Raw genomic sequence first — 16,292 nt, 5'->3', positions numbered from 1 at the left:
CTTCGACGTCCCTTCCCACAGGCGGTGCAGAGTGAAGAAGAGAGTGTGCGGTGCGGGTGTCGTGCTCGGCGTCCTCGTCACGTTCGGCGCACTGCCGGCGCAGGCGTCGTCGGCCGCGCCTCCGGGCCCCCGGCAGAGCGGGCACGTGCTGCCCCTCGGCCCCGCCGGCCTGACCGAGACCCGTACCACGACGACCCTGCAACCGGGCGTCACCCTCACCCGCATCGTGCGCGGCGAGGACGCCCCGGCGCTCGGCTGGACGGTCGAGGTGTCCATCCCCGGCGGTGCCACCTCGCCCGACCCGGACGCCCCGCCGGCCGTCCTCAAGGACGAGGCCAGCGCCAAGGAGCTGGCCGCACGCCTGCAACAGCACGGCTTCCAGGCCCGCGCGGAGGAGGTGGTCACGCCGAAGGCGGCCGACTACGCGGGAGGCACCCTCGGGTGGCGGGTGCGCGTCGGATCGTTCGGCTCGCAGTCCGCGGCGACGGCCGAACGGACCCGGCTGCGGTCGGCCGGGTACACGGGATCCGCCGTGTACACCGGCTGGGACGGCGACTCCTCGGCCAGGGGGCCCTGGCACGTCGACGTGCTCACCATCGACCCGCACCGGTTCCACGGCGGCCTCGAGGCGTCGTACGGGCCGGACCTGGAGAGCCGCGAGACCACCAGCCGGCTGTCGCAGGCGGCGGGCGCGACAGCGGCGGTCAACGCGGGCTTCTTCGTCCTGGACCCGGCCGCGGGCGCACCCGGGGACCCGGCGGGCGTGGGCGTGTACGACGGGCGCCTGCTGAGCGAACCGGTGAGCGGGCGCCCCAGCCTGGTGGTGCACGACGACGGGCGGGGGACGGAGATCGCCCGGCTCACGTGGCAGGGCCGGGTCACGGGCCGGGGCACCTCGCTGGGGCTGAGCGGCATCAACCGGGTGCCGGGCCTGATCAGGAACTGCGGCGGCAACCCGGGCGACCTCCCGACCTCCGCGCCGCTGCACGACGTCACCTGCACCGATCCCGACGAACTCGTGGCCTTCACGACCGACTTCGGGAGCAGTACGCCGCAGGGCCCGGGTCTGGAGGCCGTACTGGACGCCCATCACCGGGTCGTCGAGCTGCGTTCGCCGCGCGGCGGGCCGCTCCCGTCCGGCGGCAGCTCGGTCCAGGCGACCGGCCGTCGCGTCGCCGAGCTGACCGGCCTCGTCCGTGCGGGGGGCCACCTGAGTGTCACGACGACCCTGCGCGACCGGCAGGGGCACCGGGTCTCGCCCTCGCCCAGGACCGACATCGTGAACGCGGGTCCCGAACTGCTGCGCGACGGCAGGATCCACGTCACCCCGGCCACCGACGGCATGGTGCACCCGGGCGACCCGAGCTGGTACTACGGCTGGGTGCACAAGCGCAATCCGCGCACCCTGGCCGGGGTGGACGCCGCCGGGCGTACGGTGCTCGTCACCGCCGACGGACGCAGTACCGCCGCGCTCGGCCTCAGCATCGCCGAGGGCGCCGAGGTCGCCAAGGCGCTCGGGCTGCGCGACGCGGTCAACCTCGACGGCGGCGGCTCGACCACCATGGTGGCCGACGGCAAGGTCCTCAACGCACCGTCCGACGCCACCGGCGAACGCCCGGTGGGCGACGCCCTGTTGATCCTGCCGAGCAGGCACTGACCTCGCCCGAGGCGCCCGACGTGTTCGAAGCATCCGAAGAACCGTTCATGCAGCGACGAACCCCACCGCAGGGAGCCGCCGTGCCCACCACCGTGACGACGACAGCCGTCCGGGTCCTGTCCCGCCTCCGACCGGGTGTCCTGGGGGTCCTCTCCGCCGTCCTGCTCGCTCTGTTCGCCCTCGCGCCGACGGCCCCGGCGTCCGCCGCCGCACTTCCCGCGGGAGGTGCGGCGGCGCCCGCCGGGGGTGGGGCCGCCGGCACATCCCGCGACCCGCACCCGCGCGGCGCCCAGGTCGTGGCGGTCACGCCGGTCGCGGACCGGCAGATCGACCTGTCGGTGCGCTCGGCGGCTCTGGGCGGCCGGACGGTCAAGGTCCGCCTCCTCACCCCCGACGGCTGGAACCCCGCCGACCGACGCCGGCACTGGCCGACCCTCTGGCTCCTGCACGGCTGCTGCGGGGACTACACCTCGTGGACCGCCATGACCGACGTGGCACGGATCGACAGCCTGCGCCGTGTCCTCGTCGTCATGCCGGAAGCGGGCTGGAACGGCTGGTACAGCGACTGGTGGAACCACGGCCGGGGTGGCGACCCGGCCTGGGAGACCTTCCACACCGTGGAGTTGCGCCACCTCCTGGAGCACGACTGGGGCGCGGGCAGCGACCGCGTCGTGGCCGGCCTGTCGATGGGCGGCCAGGGCGCCCTGCTCTACGCCGCCCGGCATCCCGGCATGTTCAGGGCGACCGCCGCCTACTCCGGCTCGGCCCATCCGCTGCTGAACGACGAGTCGGTCGACCGCATCATGGGGTTCTTCGCCGGCCAGGGCGACGATCCCCTACGTGTCTGGGGCGACCCCGTCGCACAGCGCCGCGTCTGGCAGGCCCACGACCCCTTCCACCTGGCCGAGCGTCTCAGGTCGATCCCCGTCTACCTGTCCTGCGGCGACGGCACCACGGGCCCCTTGGCCCCGCCGGGCAGTACCAGCGCCCTGGAGGCCGACTTCAACCGGCAGAACCATGCCCTGGCCGCCGAACTCGAACGCGTGGGCGCCCGGCACGTGACCACCCACTTCTACGGCCCGGGAACCCACGGCTGGGCCTACTGGCAACGGGAGTTGCACGCGTCCTTGCCGATGCTGCTGGGCGCGCTGCGGATCGCGGCCTGAACCGGTCCCCGCGCGGAGCCGGCCTGAGGCGGCCTGTCCGGGCCGGTGCTCGCCTCACCTCAGGTGCGGCGCGGTGCACTGTGCCCAGACGGTCTTGCCGGGGCCCCCGTCGGCGCGGGGCGTCCAGCCCCACCGGTCGGCCAGGGCGTCGACGAGGATTAGTCCGCGCCCGCTGTCACGCGGCTCGTCCCCCGGCACGGGAGCGGCGGCGCGGTGCGGCAGGCGCTCCCGGCGGGTGCCGGTGACCTCGATCCGTACGGTGCAGGTGGCCGCGGACGCGGTGAGGAGGACGTGGAAGTCGCGGCCGGACACGTGTCCGTGGCGGACGGCGTTGGCGCACAGCTCCGCCGCGACGAGCGTGATGACGTCGTGAGCGGCCGTGCCGTAGGGGAGGCCCCACGCGTCGAGCCGGTGCCCGCACAGCCGCCTGGCCAGGCGGGCACCGCGCGGGGTCGAGCTGAAGCGCATCGCGAACCGGTGCACCGTGAGGGGTGATTGTGTTGCGGTCATGCACTCACCGTGTCGCCTTGTGGCATAGCGTGACCAGTGGTGACGCGCTGACGCGGGTTCTTCGTCCGTGGGGCCGCGGGCCGTGTACGTGACGGTACGTCGTGGGGAGAGGCGCGAGTGGTGACCGTACGGGAAGAAGAGTCCGGGCAACAGCCGAAGCGGCGCCCGGAGGACGAGCCGGGGACCGGGGTCGTGACCGCGTTCGGTCGGCAGCTGAAGCTGTTGCGGATGCGGGCGGGCGTCGACCGCGCGGAGTTCGGCAGCCGGTTGGGGTACTCGGCGGAGACGGTGGCGTCGATCGAGCAGGGGAGGCGGATTCCGCAGCCGCGGTTCATCGAGAAGGCGGATGAGGTGCTGGGGGCGGGGGGAGTCCTGCTGGCGCTCAAGGAGGAGGTGGCCAAGGCCCAGTATCCGGCGTTCTTCAGGGACATGGCCCGGCTGGAGGCGGAGGCGATCACCCTCCACGTGTACGGTGCTCTGGCCGTTCCTGGGTTGTTGCAGACAGAGGATGGCATACGCGGAGGTGCAGCGGGTCAGTCGCCTCCACACCGAGTGCGCAGAGGTGCGGGATGCTGAGGAGCAGTACGGCATCCTGCGGGCTCAGGCCCTGACTCCGCGCGAGTCGCTGGCCTTCGTCGAGGGATTCCTGGGAGAGAAATGACGCACCGGGTGAGTGAGCTGACGATTCCCGAGTCAGCGTGGTTCAAGAGCAGTTACAGCAGCGGCGAGGGTGGGGAGTGCGTCGAGGCTGCTCGGGTCAAGAGCAGCTACAGCGGTGCGGAGGGCGGCGAGTGCATCGAGGTCGCCGAGACGAGCGGAGCCGTGTGCGTCCGTGACTCAAAGCGTCCCGCAGAAGCCAAGCTGGCCTTCGGGGGCGATGCCTGGGCCGATTTCGTGCGAATGGCCGCTGGACGCTGAGCCCGCGGACATCCTCGGGACCCGGTGTGCACTCACACCGGGTCCCGTGTTGTCCCCCTCCGGCGGTCGCGGTGACCTCCCGCGGGCTCAGCCGTCCTTGCGGCCGACTCCGCCGTAGATGCCGATCGGCGCCGCCCCGGCCTCGGGGGCCTCGTCCGGGCGCCAGTCCGTGACCTTCACCAGGCCCGGCTCGACCAGGGTGAAGTCGCCGAAGAAGTCCAGCACCCCGGCGTGCGGGCGGAGGTTCAGGGAGGCGGTGGCGCGCCGGTAGACGGCGGCCGCGTCCGCGCGCCGGTCCTCGTGGACGTCGCCCGTGGCGTGCGACAGGACGAGGTACGAGCCGGTGGGCAGCGCGTCGCGCAGGGTGGCCATGACGCCCTCGGGGTCGTCCGCGTCGGCGAGGAAGTGCACGACGGCCACCAGGAGCAGCGCCACCGGTTCGCCGAAGTCGATCACCCGGCGCACGTCGGGGTGGTCCAGGACGGCGCGGGGGTCGCGCAGGTCGCCCAGGACCACGGAGGTTCCCGTGCCGTCCAGCAGGGCCATCGAGTGGGTGCTGACGATCGGGTCGTTGTCGACGTAGGCGATGCGGGTCTCAGGGGCGATGGAGCGGGCGATCTGGTGCACGTTCGGTTCGGTGGGCAGGCCCGTGCCGATGTCGAGGATCTGCCGGACGCCGCCCTCGGCGACGACGTGCCGCACGGCGCGGTGCATGAAGCGCCGGTTGGCGAGGACCCCCGCCCGCACCTCCGGGGCCGCCTTCATGAACCGCTCGGCGGCCTCCTGGTCGACCTCGTAGTTGTCCTTGCCGCCGAGGAAGTAGTCGTACATGCGGGCCGGGTGGGGCTTGCTGGTGTCCATCTCGTACGCGAGGGCGCGGCTGTCGCCGCTGCTGGGGGAGGTCATCGCTGCCTGGCTCCGTCCTGGGCTCGCACCCCGCCACCGTGTGCGCCGTGGTGAGTGACTGTCAGGACATCATCTTGACATGCCGCCGAAGGCCCCGGGGAAGTGCCCGTACCCCTGCGTGCGACTTGTCCCTCGATGCAACAGGTGTACAGGTGCATGACTACACCACCAGGTCCGCGACCTCCGGTGACGTGGAGGGCGCCCGAGCGGTGATGCCCGGCGCCGGGTACCGCGACTGCGGACGGGTGACCACCGCTCGCCCCGGGAATGGAAGGCCGCCCCGCGCCGGTTGACCCGGGTATGACTCAGGAATCCGGGAACGCCCGGGAGGAGCCTCGGGGTGCGGCACCCGCCCCCGCACCGGATGCCGCCCTGCTCGCCCTGCTCGCCGAAGGGCACGCGGGCGTGCTGGTCACCCTCCGGCGCGACGGCCGGCCGCAGTTGTCGAACGTCAGCCACGCCTACGACCCGGACGAACGCGTCCTGCGCGTCTCGGTCACCGACGGCCGAGCCAAGACCCGCAACCTGCGCCGTGACCCGCGGGCCTCGTACCACGTCACCAGCGCCGACCGCCGCGCCTACACGGTCGCCGACGGCACTGCCGAGCTGACGCCCGTCGCCGCGGGCCCCTACGACGACACGGTCGAGGAGCTGATCCGCCTGTACCGCGCCGTCCTGGGCGAGCATCCCGACTGGGACGACTTCCGCGCCACGATGGTGCGTGACCGCCGTCTGGTGCTGCGCCTGCGCGTCGAGCGGGTGTACGGGATTCCGCGGGCGCCCGAGCTGGGCTGACCCGGGCCCTCAGGCTCCGGTGTGGGCAGGCCCCGCTGCGCGTCCTCAGGCCCCGGTGCGGGCCTCCAAGGCCCGCAGGACGGCCACCATGTCCTCGTCGCCGTGGCCCAGCGCGACCGTCTCCTCGAACAGGGCGTGGCACACGTCGAGCAGCGGTGAGGCGACGTCCGCCGTCCGGGCGGCCTGGGCGATCAGCCGGTTGTTCTTCAGCACGTCGAGAGCTGCCGCCTGTACGGCGAGGTCCCCGGCCAGCAGCTTGGGCGCCTTCGTCAGCGAGACGGCGCTGGCCATCGGGCCGGCGCCCAGCACCTCCAGGAACAGCCGCCGGTCGAGCCCCTGCCGCGCGGCGAAGTGGAACGCCTCCGTGAGCCCGGTGACCTGCGTGATGAGGAAGAGGTTCACCGCCCGCTTCATGAGCAGCGCGTTCGGGGCGGGGCCGCACAGGAAGGTCTCCCGGCACAGGGGAGCGAGCAGGGGCCGCACGGTCCGCACGGAGTCCCGGTACGGGCCGCGCGAGCGGATGGTCTTCAGCGCAGCCCAGCTCATCCGGCGCGACGGCGTCGGGGCGACGGGCATGCGGGACGTGGCCGCCCACGCGGACGCGCCCCGCGGATCGCTCCAGCACTACTTCCCGGGCGGCAAGGAGCAACTGGTCAACGAGGCGGTGACGTGGGCCGGGAGGTACGCCGGCCGGCGGGTCGCCCGGTTCCTGGCGGGGCTGGCCGAGCCGAAGCCGAGCGCCCTGTTCGCCGCGATGGTGGGGCAGTGGACGCACGAGTACGAGACGGCCGGTGCCGTGGGCGGCTGTCCGGTCGCCGCGGCGACCGTGGACTGCGCCGCCGCCGACACGGCCCGCCTGGCCGCCGCCGCCGCGTTCGCCCGGTGGCGGGAGCCGGTGGCCGGGGCCCTGACGGAGCTGGGTGTGCCCGCCGGACGGGCCCCGTCCCTGGCCACGCTGATGATCAGCTCGCTGGAGGGGGCCGTCATCATGGCGCGGGCCGAGGGGGGAGTGGGGCCGCTGACGACGGTGGCCCGCGAGCTGGGCCCGCTCCTGGACGCGGCCGTCGCCCCGGACCACCGGCCGCCCACGCGGAACGCCCGGCCGGGAAACCCCGGCCGGGCGCCTTTCTGAGCCACTGGCCTACGGCCTGGTGTTCCACTCCGCGATCACCGGGCGGTCGTGCTCCGTCGAGAGCCGGCTGACCGTGCCGGTCGCGAGCTGGAACAGACGGCCCTCGGCGGGCGGCAGGCCCAGCCTGCGGGCCGTGAGGACCCGCAGGAAGTGGCCGTGCGCGACCAGGACCACGTCACCGTCGTCCCGGGCGAGCGCCGGAGCGACCCGGTCGAGCACCCGGTCGGCGCGCCGGCCGACCTCCTCGGGGGACTCGCCGGGCGTGCCGTCGGCGCGTGGCGCCACCCCGTCGGTCCACAGGTCCCACCCAGGGCGGGTGCGGTGTATCTCGACGGTGGTCACGCCCTCGTAGCCGCCGTAGTCCCACTCGTGCAGGTCGGCGTCCACCTCCGTCCCGGTCAGACCCGCGAGTTCCGCGGTGCGCACCGCCCGGCCGAGCGGGCTGGTGAGCACGCGTGCGTAGGTTCCGCCGGTGAGGAGTGGAGCGAGCAACTTGGCCTGTTCCTCGCCGTGCTGGGTGAGGGGCAGGTCGGTACGGCTGGTGTGCTGTCCCGACACGCTCCACTCCGTCTCACCGTGGCGGACCAGAAGAAGGTCCCCCACGGCGGCTCAGTCCTTCTTCGCCGACTCGACGGCGTGGCCGCCGAACTGGTTGCGCAGTGCGGCGATCATCTTCATCTGCGGCGGGTCCTCCTGGCGGGAGGCGAACCGCGCGAACAGCGAGGCCGTGATCGCGGGCAGCGGCACGGCGTTGTCGATGGCCGCCTCGACGGTCCACCGGCCCTCGCCGGAGTCCTCCGCGTAGCCGCGCAGCTTCTCCAGGTGCTCGTCCTCGTCCAGCGCGTTGACCGCGAGGTCGAGCAGCCAGGAGCGGATGACGGTGCCCTCCTGCCAGGAGCGGAAGACCTCGCGGACGTTGTCCACCGAGTCGACCTTCTCCAGCAGCTCCCAGCCCTCGGCGTAGGCCTGCATCATCGCGTACTCGATGCCGTTGTGGACCATCTTCGCGAAGTGGCCCGCGCCGACCTTGCCCGCGTGCACGTAGCCGTAGGGGCCCTCCGGCTTGAGCGCGTCGAAGACCGGCTTCAGGCGGTCGACGTGCTCCTTGTCGCCGCCGACCATGAGCGCGTAGCCGTTCTTGAGGCCCCACACACCGCCGGAGACGCCCGCGTCGACGAAGCCGATGCCCCGCGCGTGCAGTTGCTTGGCGTGCTTCTCGTCGTCCGTCCAGCGGGAGTTGCCGCCGTCGATGACGAGGTCGCCGGGCTTGAGCAGGGTCGCCAGCTGGTCGATGACGTGCTGCGTGGCACCGCCGGCCGGGACCATCACCCAGATCGCGCGCGGCCCGTCGAGCCGGTCGACGAGGTCGACCATGCTGGGGACGTCGGAGACCTCGGGGTTGCGGTCGTACCCGATGACCGTGAGGCCGGCGTTGCGGAGGCGTTCCCGCATGTTGCCGCCCATCTTGCCGAGACCGATCAGGCCCAACTGCGTCGCTGCCATGTCAGTTCACTTCCTTCAGTTCGCGGTAGGCGGCCACGAGGGCGGCGGTGGAGGGGTCGAGGCCGGGCACGTCGGCGCCCTCGGTGAGCGCGGGCTCGACGCGCTTGGCCAGCACCTTGCCGAGTTCCACGCCCCACTGGTCGAAGGAGTCGATGTTCCACACGGCACCCTGGACGAACACCTTGTGCTCGTAGAGGGCGATGAGCTGGCCGAGGACCGACGGGGTCAGCTCGGCGGCCAGGACGGTCGTGGTCGGGTGGTTGCCGTGGAAGGTGCGGTGCGGGACCTGCTCCTCGGGCACCCCCTCGGCGCGCACCTCGTCGGCGGTCTTGCCGAAGGCCAGCGCCTGGCCCTGGGCGAACAGGTTGGCCATGAGCAGGTCGTGCTGGGCCTTGAGTTCACCGCTCAGCTCGGCCACCGGGTTGGCGAAGCCGATCAGGTCGGCCGGGATGAGCTTGGTGCCCTGGTGGATGAGCTGGTAGTAGGCGTGCTGACCGTTGGTGCCGGGGGTGCCCCAGACCACCGGGCCGGTCTGCCACTCGACCGGCTCGCCGTCGCGCTGGACCGACTTGCCGTTGGACTCCATGTCCAGCTGCTGGAGGTAGGCGGTGAACTTCGACAGGTAGTGCGAGTACGGCAGGACCGCGTGGGTCTGCGCGTCGAAGAAGTTGCCGTACCAGATGCCCAGCAGGCCCAGGATGAGCGGGGCGTTGGACTCGGCCGGCGCGTTGCGGAAGTGGTCGTCGACGATGCGGAAGCCGTCCAGCATCTCGCGGAAGCGGTCCGGGCCGATCGCGATCATCAGGGACAGGCCGATCGCCGAGTCGTACGAGTACCGGCCGCCGACCCAGTCCCAGAACTCGAACATGTTGTCGGCGTCGATGCCGAACCCGGTGACCTTCTCCGTGTTCGTCGACAGCGCCACGAAGTGCTTGGCGACCGCCTTGTCTCCCCCACTCTCGGCTTCGCTCGAGCGGGAGGTGCCCCCGTCGCCCAGTCCCCGGAGCAGCCAGTCGCGCGCCGAGGTGGCGTTGGTGATCGTCTCGATCGTCGTGAACGTCTTGGACGCCACGATGAACAGCGTCTCGGCCGGGTCCAGGTCGCGGGTCGCCTCGTGCAGGTCGGCGCCGTCGACGTTGGAGACGAACCGGACCGTCAGGTCGCGGTCGGTGTACGCCCGCAGCACCTCGTACGCCATCGCCGGGCCCAGGTCCGAGCCGCCGATGCCGATGTTGACGATGTTGCGGATGCGCTTGCCGGTGTGGCCGGTCCACTCGCCGGAGCGGACCCGCTCGGCGAAGGCGGCCATCTTGTCCAGGACCGCGTGCACCTTCGGCACGACGTTCTCGCCGTCGACCTCGATCACCGCGTCCCGCGGGGCGCGCAGCGCGGTGTGCAGCACGGCACGCTTCTCGGTGACGTTGATCTTCTCGCCGCGGAACATGGCGTCGCGCAGCCCGAACACGTCCGTCGCCGCGGCCAGTTCGCGCAGCAGCCGCAGCGTCTCGTCGGTGACCAGGTGCTTGGAGTAGTCGAGGCGCAGATCACCGACGCGCACGGTGTAGCGCTCGGCGCGGGAGGGGTCCTCGGCGAACAGCTCCCGCAGGTGCGGCTGCCACGAGGCGCGGTGGTCCTCCAGGGCGGTCCACTCGGGACGCCGGGTCAGCTCGGTGGTGTCGGACATGTCAGACGGTCTCCTTGATCCCGTCGCCCCGCAGGGCCACGGCGTACATCTCGTCGGCGTCGAGGCGGCGCAGCTCCTCGGCGATGAGTTCGGAGGTGGGACGGACCTTGAGGGCGAGGGTGCGCGAGGGCTGGCCGGGCAGGCTCAGCGTGGCCAGCGGGCCCTCGGGCCGGTCGATGACGATCTCGCCGTCGGCGGTGCCCAGGCGTACGGCCGTCACGAACGGGCCTTCGCTGCCCATCCGGTCCACCGTGACGCCGAGCCGGGCCTCCAGCCAGCGGGCCAGCAGCTCCGCGCTCGGGTTCTCCGCCTCGGCCTCCACGGCCGCCGAGGTCACCCGCACCCGGGCCTGGTCCAGGGCCGCGGCGAGCATCGAACGCCACAGCGTGAGCCGGGTCCAGGCGAGGTCGGTGTCGCCGGGGGCGTAGTGACGCGCCCGGGTCGTCAGGACCTCAAGCGGCTTCTCGAAGGCGTACAGGTCGGTGATCCGGCGCTGGGCCAGCGCGCCCAGTGGGTCCGCGGAGGGGTTGTCCGGCGCCTCCACCGGCCACCACACCACCACCGGCGCGTCCGGCAGCAGCAGCGGCAGGACCACCGAGTCGGCGTGGTCGGAGACGTCGCCGTAGGTGCGCAGCACCACGGTCTCGCCGGTGCCGGCCTCCGAGCCGACCCGGACCTCCGCGTCGAGGCGCGAGTGGGTGCGGTCGCGCAGGGTGCGCGCGTGCCGCTTGATCACGACCAGGGTGCGCGAGGGGTGCTCGCGCGAGGCGTCCTCGGCCGCCTTGATCGAGTCGTAGGCGTTCTCCTCGTCCGCGACGATCACCATCGTCAGGACCATGCCCACGGCCGGGGTGCCGATGGCACGGCGGCCCTGCACCAACGCCTTGTTGATCTTGCTTGCCGTGGTGTCGGTCAGGTCGATCTTCATGGCCTGCGCCAGCTCCGTCCGTCTCGTGCGAGCATCTCGTCGGCTTCCCGCGGGCCCCAGGTGCCCGACGGGTACTGGGCGGGCCTGCCGTGCTCGTCCCAGTAGCCCTCGATCGGGTCGAGGATCTTCCAGGACTCTTCCACTTCCTGGTGACGGGGGAACAGGTTCGCGTCACCGAGCAGCACGTCCAGGATGAGGCGTTCGTACGCCTCCGGGCTGGACTCCGTGAAGGACTCGCCGTAGGCGAAGTCCATCGTCACGTCCCGGATCTCCATGGAGGTGCCCGGCACCTTCGAGCCGAACCGGACCGTCATGCCCTCGTCCGGCTGGACGCGGATCACGATCGCGTTCTCGCCCAGCTCCTCGGTGGCCGTGGAGTCGAACGGGGAGTGCGGGGCCCGCTTGAAGACCACCGCGATCTCGGTGACCCGGCGGCCCAGCCGCTTGCCGGTGCGCAGGTAGAAGGGGACGCCCGCCCAGCGCCGGTTGTCGATCCCCAGCTTGACCGCCGCGTACGTGTCGGTCTTCGACTGCGGGTCGATGCCCTCCTCCTGGAGGTAGCCGGGCACCTTCGCGCCGCCCTGCCAGCCCTGCGCGTACTGGGCGCGCACCGTGTGGGCGCCCAGGTCCTCGGGCAGCCGCACCGACTTGAGCACCTTCAGCTTCTCGGTGAGCAGCGCCTCCGCGTCGAAGGCGATGGGTTCCTCCATCGCCGTGAGCGCCATCAGCTGGAGCAGGTGGTTCTGGATGACGTCACGGGCGGCGCCGATGCCGTCGTAGTAGCCGGCCCGGCCGCCGATGCCGATGTCCTCGGCCATGGTGATCTGCACGTGGTCGACGTAGGACCGGTTCCAGATCGGCTCGTACATCTGGTTGGCGAAGCGCAGCGCCAGGATGTTCTGGACGGTCTCCTTGCCCAGGTAGTGGTCGATGCGGAAGACCTGCTCCGGGTCGAAGACCTCGTGCACGATCCGGTTCAGCTCGCGGGCGCTGGCCAGGTCGCGGCCGAACGGCTTCTCGATGACCGCGCGCCGCCAGGACCCCTGCCCTCCCTCCGCCAGACCGTGCTTCTTCAGCTGCTGCACGACCTTGGGGAAGAACTTCGGCGGTACGGACAGGTAGAAGGCGAAGTTGCCGCCGGTGCCCCGGGAGGCGTCCAGCTCCTCCACCGCACCGCGCAGCTGCTTGAACGCCGTGTCGTCGTCGAAGTCACCGGGGATGAACCGCATGCCCTCGGCGAGCTGCTGCCAGACCTCCTCGCGGAAGGGGGTGCGCGCGTGCTCCTTGACGGCGTCGTGCACCACCTGCGCGAAGTCCTGGTTCTCCCAGTCGCGCCGGGCGAAGCCGACCAGCGAGAAGCCCGGCGGCAGCAGGCCGCGGTTGGCCAGGTCGTAGACGGCCGGCATCAGCTTCTTGCGGGACAGGTCGCCGGTGACGCCGAAGATGACGAGCCCGGACGGGCCCGCGATCCTGGGCAGCCGGCGGTCCCGGGGGTCGCGCAGCGGGTTCACCCAGTCGGCGGCCGGGACGACGGGGACGCGTACGCCCGCGGGCGCCGCATCGGGTGCGGGGGTCTCCGGCGCCGTGGCCGCGGGGGCCGGCGCGGTGGACTGCATGGCCTTGGGGCTCGGCTCCCCGGCCCCGGCGTCCGGCGACGGGCTCGCCGCCGGCTCGGCGGGCTTCTTGCTCATTCCGCGTCAGCTCCCTTGCTGTTCAAGGACTTCGTGACCGCGTCCAGCAGGTCCTGCCAGGCCGTCTCGAACTTGGCGACACCCTCGTCCTCGAGCTGCTGGACGACCTCGTCGTAGGAGATCCCCAGCCGCTCGACGGCCGCCAGGTCCGCGCGGGCCGGCTCGTAGCCGCCGGTCACCGTGTCACCGGTGATCAGGCCGTGGTCGGCGGTGGCGTTCAGCGTGCCCTCCGGCATGGTGTTCACCGTGCCGGGCGCGACCAGCTCGTCCACGTACAGGGTGTCCTTGTAGGCCGGATCCTTCACCCCGGTCGACGCCCACAGGGGACGCTGCGCGTTCGCGCCCGCGCCCGCGAGCGCGGCGAAACGCTCGCCCGGCCGGGTCGAACCGTCCGCGGAACCGAACACCTGCTCGTACGCCTCGTACGCCAGCCGGGCGTTCGCCAGCGCCGCCCGGCCCTTCAGCGCCAGGGCCTCCTCGGTGCCCAGCACGGTCAGCCGCTTGTCGATCTCGGAGTCCACCCGGGAGACGAAGAAGGAGGCGACGGAGTGGATCACCGACAGGTCCAGGCCCGCTGCACGCGCCTTCTCCAGACCGGCGAGGTAGGCGTCCATCACCTCGCGGTAGCGCTCCAGGGAGAAGATCAGCGTCACATTGACACTGATACCCGCTCCGACGACCTCCGTGATCGCCGGCAGGCCCGCACGGGTGGCGGGAATCTTGACCATCACGTTGGGGCGGTCCACCAGCCAGGCCAGCTGCCGGGCCTCGGCGACCGTCGCCGTCGTGTCGTGGGCCAGGCGCGGGTCGACCTCGATGGAGACCCGGCCGTCCCGGCCGCCGGTCGCGTCGTACACCCCGCGCAGCACGTCGGCGGCGTCCCGCACGTCGGCGGTCGTCATCATGCGCACGGCCTCGTCGACCGCGACGCCGCGCACCGCCAGGTCGGTCAGCTGCTCCTCGTAGCCCTCGCCGGAGCCGATGGCGGCCTGGAAGATCGACGGGTTCGTGGTGACGCCCACGACATGCCCGGTCGCCACCAGGCCGGCCAGGTTGCCCGAGGTGATCCGCTTGCGCGAGAGGTCGTCCAGCCAGATCGACACGCCCTGCTCGGACAGGCGCTTCAGCGCTCCGGCGGTCGCGGTTGCTTCGGTCACAGTGATCATCTTCCTTGTTGCGTTCGGATCATGCGCGCGCGGCGGCCAGCGATGCGCGGGCCGCGGCGGCGACGTTCTCGGGGGTGAAGCCGTACTCGGCGAACAGGGTGGCGGCGTCGGCGGAGGCACCGAAGTGCTCCAGCGAGACGATGCGTCCTGCGTCACCTGTGAAGCGGTACCACGTCAGATTGATGCCGGCCTCCACGGCGACCCGCGCCCGCACCGACGGCGGCAGCACCCGCTCGCGGTACTCGCGGGGCTGCTCCTCGAACCACTCCACGGACGGCATCGACACCACACGGGTGGCGATCCCCTCTCCCTCCAGCGTCTCGCGGGCGGCCACGGCGAGCTGCACCTCGGAGCCGGTGGCGATGAGGACCACGTCAGGGGTGCCGGTGGAGGCCTCCTTCAGGACATAGCCGCCCTTGGCCGCGTCCGCATCCGGCGCGTACGTCGGCACGCCCTGGCGGGTGAGCACGAGGCCGTGCGGCGCCGGGTGGGTGGCGTGCCGCCGCAGGATCTCCGCCCAGGCGGTCGCGGTCTCGTTGGCGTCGGCGGGGCGGACGACGTTCAGGCCCGGGATGGCGCGCAGCGAGGCGAGGTGCTCGACGGGCTGGTGGGTGGGGCCGTCCTCGCCCAGGCCGACGGAGTCGTGCGTCCACACGTACGTCACCGGCAGCTGCATCAGCGCGGACAGGCGCACCGCGTTGCGCATGTAGTCGGAGAACACCAGGAAGGTGCCGCCGTAGATGCGGGTGTTGCCGTGCAGGGCGATGCCGTTCATCTCCGCGGCCATGGAGAACTCGCGGATGCCGAAGTGGACTGTGCGGCCGTAGGGGTCGGCGCCCGGCAGCGGGTTGCCCGCGGGCAGGAACGAGGACGTCTTGTCGATGGTGGTGTTGTTCGAGCCGGCCAGGTCGGCGGAGCCGCCCCACAGCTCGGGCAGCACCTCGCCGAGCGCCTGGAGCACCTTCCCGGAGGCCGCGCGGGTGGCCAGCGACTTGCCCTCCTCGAACACCGGCAGCGCGTCCTGCCAGCCCTCGGGCAGCTTCCCGGCCACGATCCGGTCGAGCAGCTGTGCCCGCTCGGGCTGGGCGCCGCGCCACTTGTCGAGCCGCTTGTCCCAGGCGGCGTGCGCCTCGGCGCCCCGGTCCAGGGCCCGCCGGGTGTGCGCGAGGACGGCCTCGTCCACCTGGAAGGACCGCTCCGGGTCGAAGCCGAGGAGGCGCTTGGTGGCGGCGACCTCGTCCGCGCCGAGCGCCGAGCCGTGCGATGCCTCGGTGTTCCGCGCGTTCGGGGCGGGCCAGGCGATGATCGTGCGCATCGCCACGATCGAGGGGCGGGACGTCTCGGCCCTGGCGGCGGTCAGCGCCGCGTGCAGGGCGTGGACGTCGATGTCGCCGTTCTCGTCCGGCTCGATGCGCTGGGTGTGCCAGCCGTAGGCCTCGTAGCGCTTCAGCACGTCCTCGGAGAAGGCGGTGGCGGTGTCGCCCTCGATGGAGATGTGGTTGTCGTCGTAGAGGAAGACCAGGTTGCCGAGCTTCTGGTGGCCGGCCAGGGAGGAGGCCTCCGCGGAGACGCCCTCCTCCAGGTCGCCGTCGGAGACGATCGCCCAGACGGTGTGGTCGAAGGGCGAGGTGCCCTCGGGCGCGTCCGGGTCGAACAGGCCGCGCTCGTAGCGGGCGGCCATCGCCATGCCGACCGCCATCGCCGCGCCCTGCCCGAGCGGCCCGGTGGTGGTCTCCACACCGGCCGTGTGGCCGTACTCAGGGTGACCGGGCGTCTTCGAACCGTAGGTGCGGAACGCCTTCAGGTCGTCCAGTTCCAGCTCGTACCCGGCGAGGAAGAGCTGCGTGTACAGGGTCAGCGAGGTGTGGCCGGGGGAGAGGACGAAGCGGTCCCGGCCGGTCCACTCCGGGTCCGACGGGTCGTGCCGCATCAGCTTCTGAAAGATCGTGTACGCGGCCGGGGCCAGGGCCATCGCGGTGCCGGGGTGGCCGTTGCCGACCTTCTGCACGGCGTCGGCCGCCAGCAGGCGGGCGGTGTCCACGGCGCGCCGGTCGAGGTCGGTCCACTCGAAGGGGACGGTCGTCTGCTCGCTCATCTTCAAGAAGTCCTCGGGAGAAGCTGGATTGCTGCCGGACGTGTTCGAACTTAAAAGTCAGACTTTTTTACCGGAAGGTCTCTGTGTGTCAGCCTGTGGTGAAAGTGGGACACGGATGGATCACGCGGCCCGCCCCAGGGC

General features: G+C 72.1%; 14 protein-coding genes and 2 pseudogenes. 6 read left to right on the top strand and 10 right to left on the bottom strand.

All coding sequences use genetic code 11. The annotated features are described in order from the left end of the window. Positions 1 to 31 precede the first annotated feature (31 nt). Complete coding sequence (locus tag AB0G56_RS06245) at positions 32 to 1,657, top strand: phosphodiester glycosidase family protein (RefSeq protein WP_360964457.1); 1,626 nt, start codon at positions 32 to 34, stop codon at positions 1,655 to 1,657. Between the two features lie 80 nt (positions 1,658 to 1,737). Continuing rightward, on the top strand, positions 1,738 to 2,823 hold the full coding sequence (locus tag AB0G56_RS06240; protein WP_360964455.1) for an alpha/beta hydrolase family protein: 1,086 nt from the start codon (positions 1,738 to 1,740) through the stop codon (positions 2,821 to 2,823). Positions 2,824 to 2,877: 54 nt separating this feature from the next. Here the strand turns inward: AB0G56_RS06240 and AB0G56_RS06235 are convergent, their stop codons facing one another. Next, positions 2,878 to 3,333, bottom strand: a complete 456-nt coding sequence (locus AB0G56_RS06235; RefSeq protein ID WP_360964452.1) for an ATP-binding protein — start codon at positions 3,331 to 3,333, stop codon at positions 2,878 to 2,880. A gap of 120 nt (positions 3,334 to 3,453) precedes the next feature. On the opposite strand from AB0G56_RS06235, the pseudogene AB0G56_RS06230 reads away from it, so the two are divergent. After that, positions 3,454 to 3,994 (top strand): annotated as a pseudogene (locus AB0G56_RS06230) (helix-turn-helix domain-containing protein). Positions 3,995 to 4,011: 17 nt separating this feature from the next. After that, the gene (locus AB0G56_RS06225; protein WP_360965191.1) at positions 4,012 to 4,251 is read left to right on the top strand and encodes a DUF397 domain-containing protein; all 240 of its coding nucleotides are present in this window, start codon (positions 4,012 to 4,014) and stop codon (positions 4,249 to 4,251) included. 87 nt (positions 4,252 to 4,338) lie between these two features. On the opposite strand, the gene AB0G56_RS06220 is transcribed toward AB0G56_RS06225, so the two are convergent. Further along, entirely contained in the window at positions 4,339 to 5,157 is an 819-nt protein-coding gene (locus AB0G56_RS06220; RefSeq protein WP_360964449.1) for an SAM-dependent methyltransferase, read from the bottom strand. Between the two features lie 300 nt (positions 5,158 to 5,457). Between AB0G56_RS06220 and AB0G56_RS06215 the strand changes: the two genes are divergently transcribed. Continuing rightward, on the top strand, positions 5,458 to 5,952 hold the full coding sequence (locus AB0G56_RS06215) for a TIGR03618 family F420-dependent PPOX class oxidoreductase (protein ID WP_360964446.1): 495 nt from the start codon (positions 5,458 to 5,460) through the stop codon (positions 5,950 to 5,952). A 45-nt stretch (positions 5,953 to 5,997) separates the two neighbouring features. On the opposite strand, the pseudogene AB0G56_RS06210 reads toward AB0G56_RS06215, so the two are convergent. Beyond that, a pseudogene (locus AB0G56_RS06210) lies at positions 5,998 to 6,447 on the bottom strand (NAD-binding protein); the annotation flags it as partial. 25 nt (positions 6,448 to 6,472) lie between these two features. Here AB0G56_RS06210 and AB0G56_RS06205 point away from each other — a divergent pair. Next, positions 6,473 to 7,084, top strand: coding sequence for a helix-turn-helix domain-containing protein (locus AB0G56_RS06205; protein WP_360964443.1), 612 nt, complete (start codon positions 6,473 to 6,475; stop codon positions 7,082 to 7,084). Between the two features lie 9 nt (positions 7,085 to 7,093). On the opposite strand, the gene AB0G56_RS06200 is transcribed toward AB0G56_RS06205, so the two are convergent. From AB0G56_RS06200 to tkt, 7 genes are read right to left on the bottom strand one after another with little or no spacing between them, the layout of a single operon-like run. Continuing rightward, positions 7,094 to 7,687 carry a histidine phosphatase family protein gene (locus AB0G56_RS06200; protein ID WP_360964440.1) on the bottom strand — a complete coding sequence of 198 codons (594 nt, stop codon included), beginning with the start codon at positions 7,685 to 7,687 and terminating at the stop codon, positions 7,094 to 7,096. 6 nt (positions 7,688 to 7,693) lie between these two features. After that, on the bottom strand, positions 7,694 to 8,587 hold the full coding sequence (gene gnd / locus AB0G56_RS06195; RefSeq protein WP_360964437.1) for a phosphogluconate dehydrogenase (NAD(+)-dependent, decarboxylating): 894 nt from the start codon (positions 8,585 to 8,587) through the stop codon (positions 7,694 to 7,696). A 1-nt stretch (position 8,588) separates the two neighbouring features. Beyond that, complete coding sequence (gene pgi / locus AB0G56_RS06190) at positions 8,589 to 10,271, bottom strand: glucose-6-phosphate isomerase (protein WP_360964434.1); 1,683 nt, start codon at positions 10,269 to 10,271, stop codon at positions 8,589 to 8,591. Position 10,272: 1 nt separating this feature from the next. Further along, positions 10,273 to 11,199 carry a glucose-6-phosphate dehydrogenase assembly protein OpcA gene (opcA, locus tag AB0G56_RS06185; RefSeq protein ID WP_360964431.1) on the bottom strand — a complete coding sequence of 309 codons (927 nt, stop codon included), beginning with the start codon at positions 11,197 to 11,199 and terminating at the stop codon, positions 10,273 to 10,275. Beyond that, on the bottom strand, positions 11,196 to 12,890 hold the full coding sequence (zwf, locus tag AB0G56_RS06180) for a glucose-6-phosphate dehydrogenase (protein WP_360964427.1): 1,695 nt from the start codon (positions 12,888 to 12,890) through the stop codon (positions 11,196 to 11,198). Before zwf ends, opcA begins: the two co-directional genes overlap by 4 nt. After that, on the bottom strand, positions 12,887 to 14,056 hold the full coding sequence (gene tal, locus AB0G56_RS06175) for a transaldolase (protein WP_360964424.1): 1,170 nt from the start codon (positions 14,054 to 14,056) through the stop codon (positions 12,887 to 12,889). The genes zwf and tal overlap by 4 nt, the downstream gene beginning before the upstream one ends. 19 nt (positions 14,057 to 14,075) lie before the next feature. Beyond that, positions 14,076 to 16,151, bottom strand: a complete 2,076-nt coding sequence (gene tkt, locus AB0G56_RS06170; protein ID WP_360964422.1) for a transketolase — start codon at positions 16,149 to 16,151, stop codon at positions 14,076 to 14,078. Positions 16,152 to 16,292 lie beyond the last annotated feature (141 nt).

Origin of the sequence: Streptomyces sp. NPDC021356, assembly GCF_040641015.1 — a bacterium.
Classification (GTDB): domain Bacteria; phylum Actinomycetota; class Actinomycetes; order Streptomycetales; family Streptomycetaceae; genus Streptomyces.
This window is presented reverse-complemented; position numbering and strand designations above follow the sequence as displayed.

Bases quoted from the DNA above. Each gene is read 5' to 3' on its own strand.
- AB0G56_RS06235 (WP_360964452.1), bottom strand. From the start codon at position 3,333: ATGACCGCAACACAATCACCCCTCACGGTGCACCGGTTCGCGATGCGC.
- AB0G56_RS06215 (WP_360964446.1), top strand. From the start codon at position 5,458: ATGACTCAGGAATCCGGGAACGCCCGGGAGGAGCCTCGGGGTGCGGCA.
- tkt (WP_360964422.1), bottom strand. From the start codon at position 16,151: ATGAGCGAGCAGACGACCGTCCCCTTCGAGTGGACCGACCTCGACCGG.
- opcA (WP_360964431.1), bottom strand. From the start codon at position 11,199: ATGAAGATCGACCTGACCGACACCACGGCAAGCAAGATCAACAAGGCG.
- tal (WP_360964424.1), bottom strand. From the start codon at position 14,056: ATGATCACTGTGACCGAAGCAACCGCGACCGCCGGAGCGCTGAAGCGC.
- AB0G56_RS06205 (WP_360964443.1), top strand. From the start codon at position 6,473: ATGGTCTTCAGCGCAGCCCAGCTCATCCGGCGCGACGGCGTCGGGGCG.
- zwf (WP_360964427.1), bottom strand. From the start codon at position 12,890: ATGAGCAAGAAGCCCGCCGAGCCGGCGGCGAGCCCGTCGCCGGACGCC.
- AB0G56_RS06220 (WP_360964449.1), bottom strand. From the start codon at position 5,157: ATGACCTCCCCCAGCAGCGGCGACAGCCGCGCCCTCGCGTACGAGATG.
- gnd (WP_360964437.1), bottom strand. From the start codon at position 8,587: ATGGCAGCGACGCAGTTGGGCCTGATCGGTCTCGGCAAGATGGGCGGC.
- pgi (WP_360964434.1), bottom strand. From the start codon at position 10,271: ATGTCCGACACCACCGAGCTGACCCGGCGTCCCGAGTGGACCGCCCTG.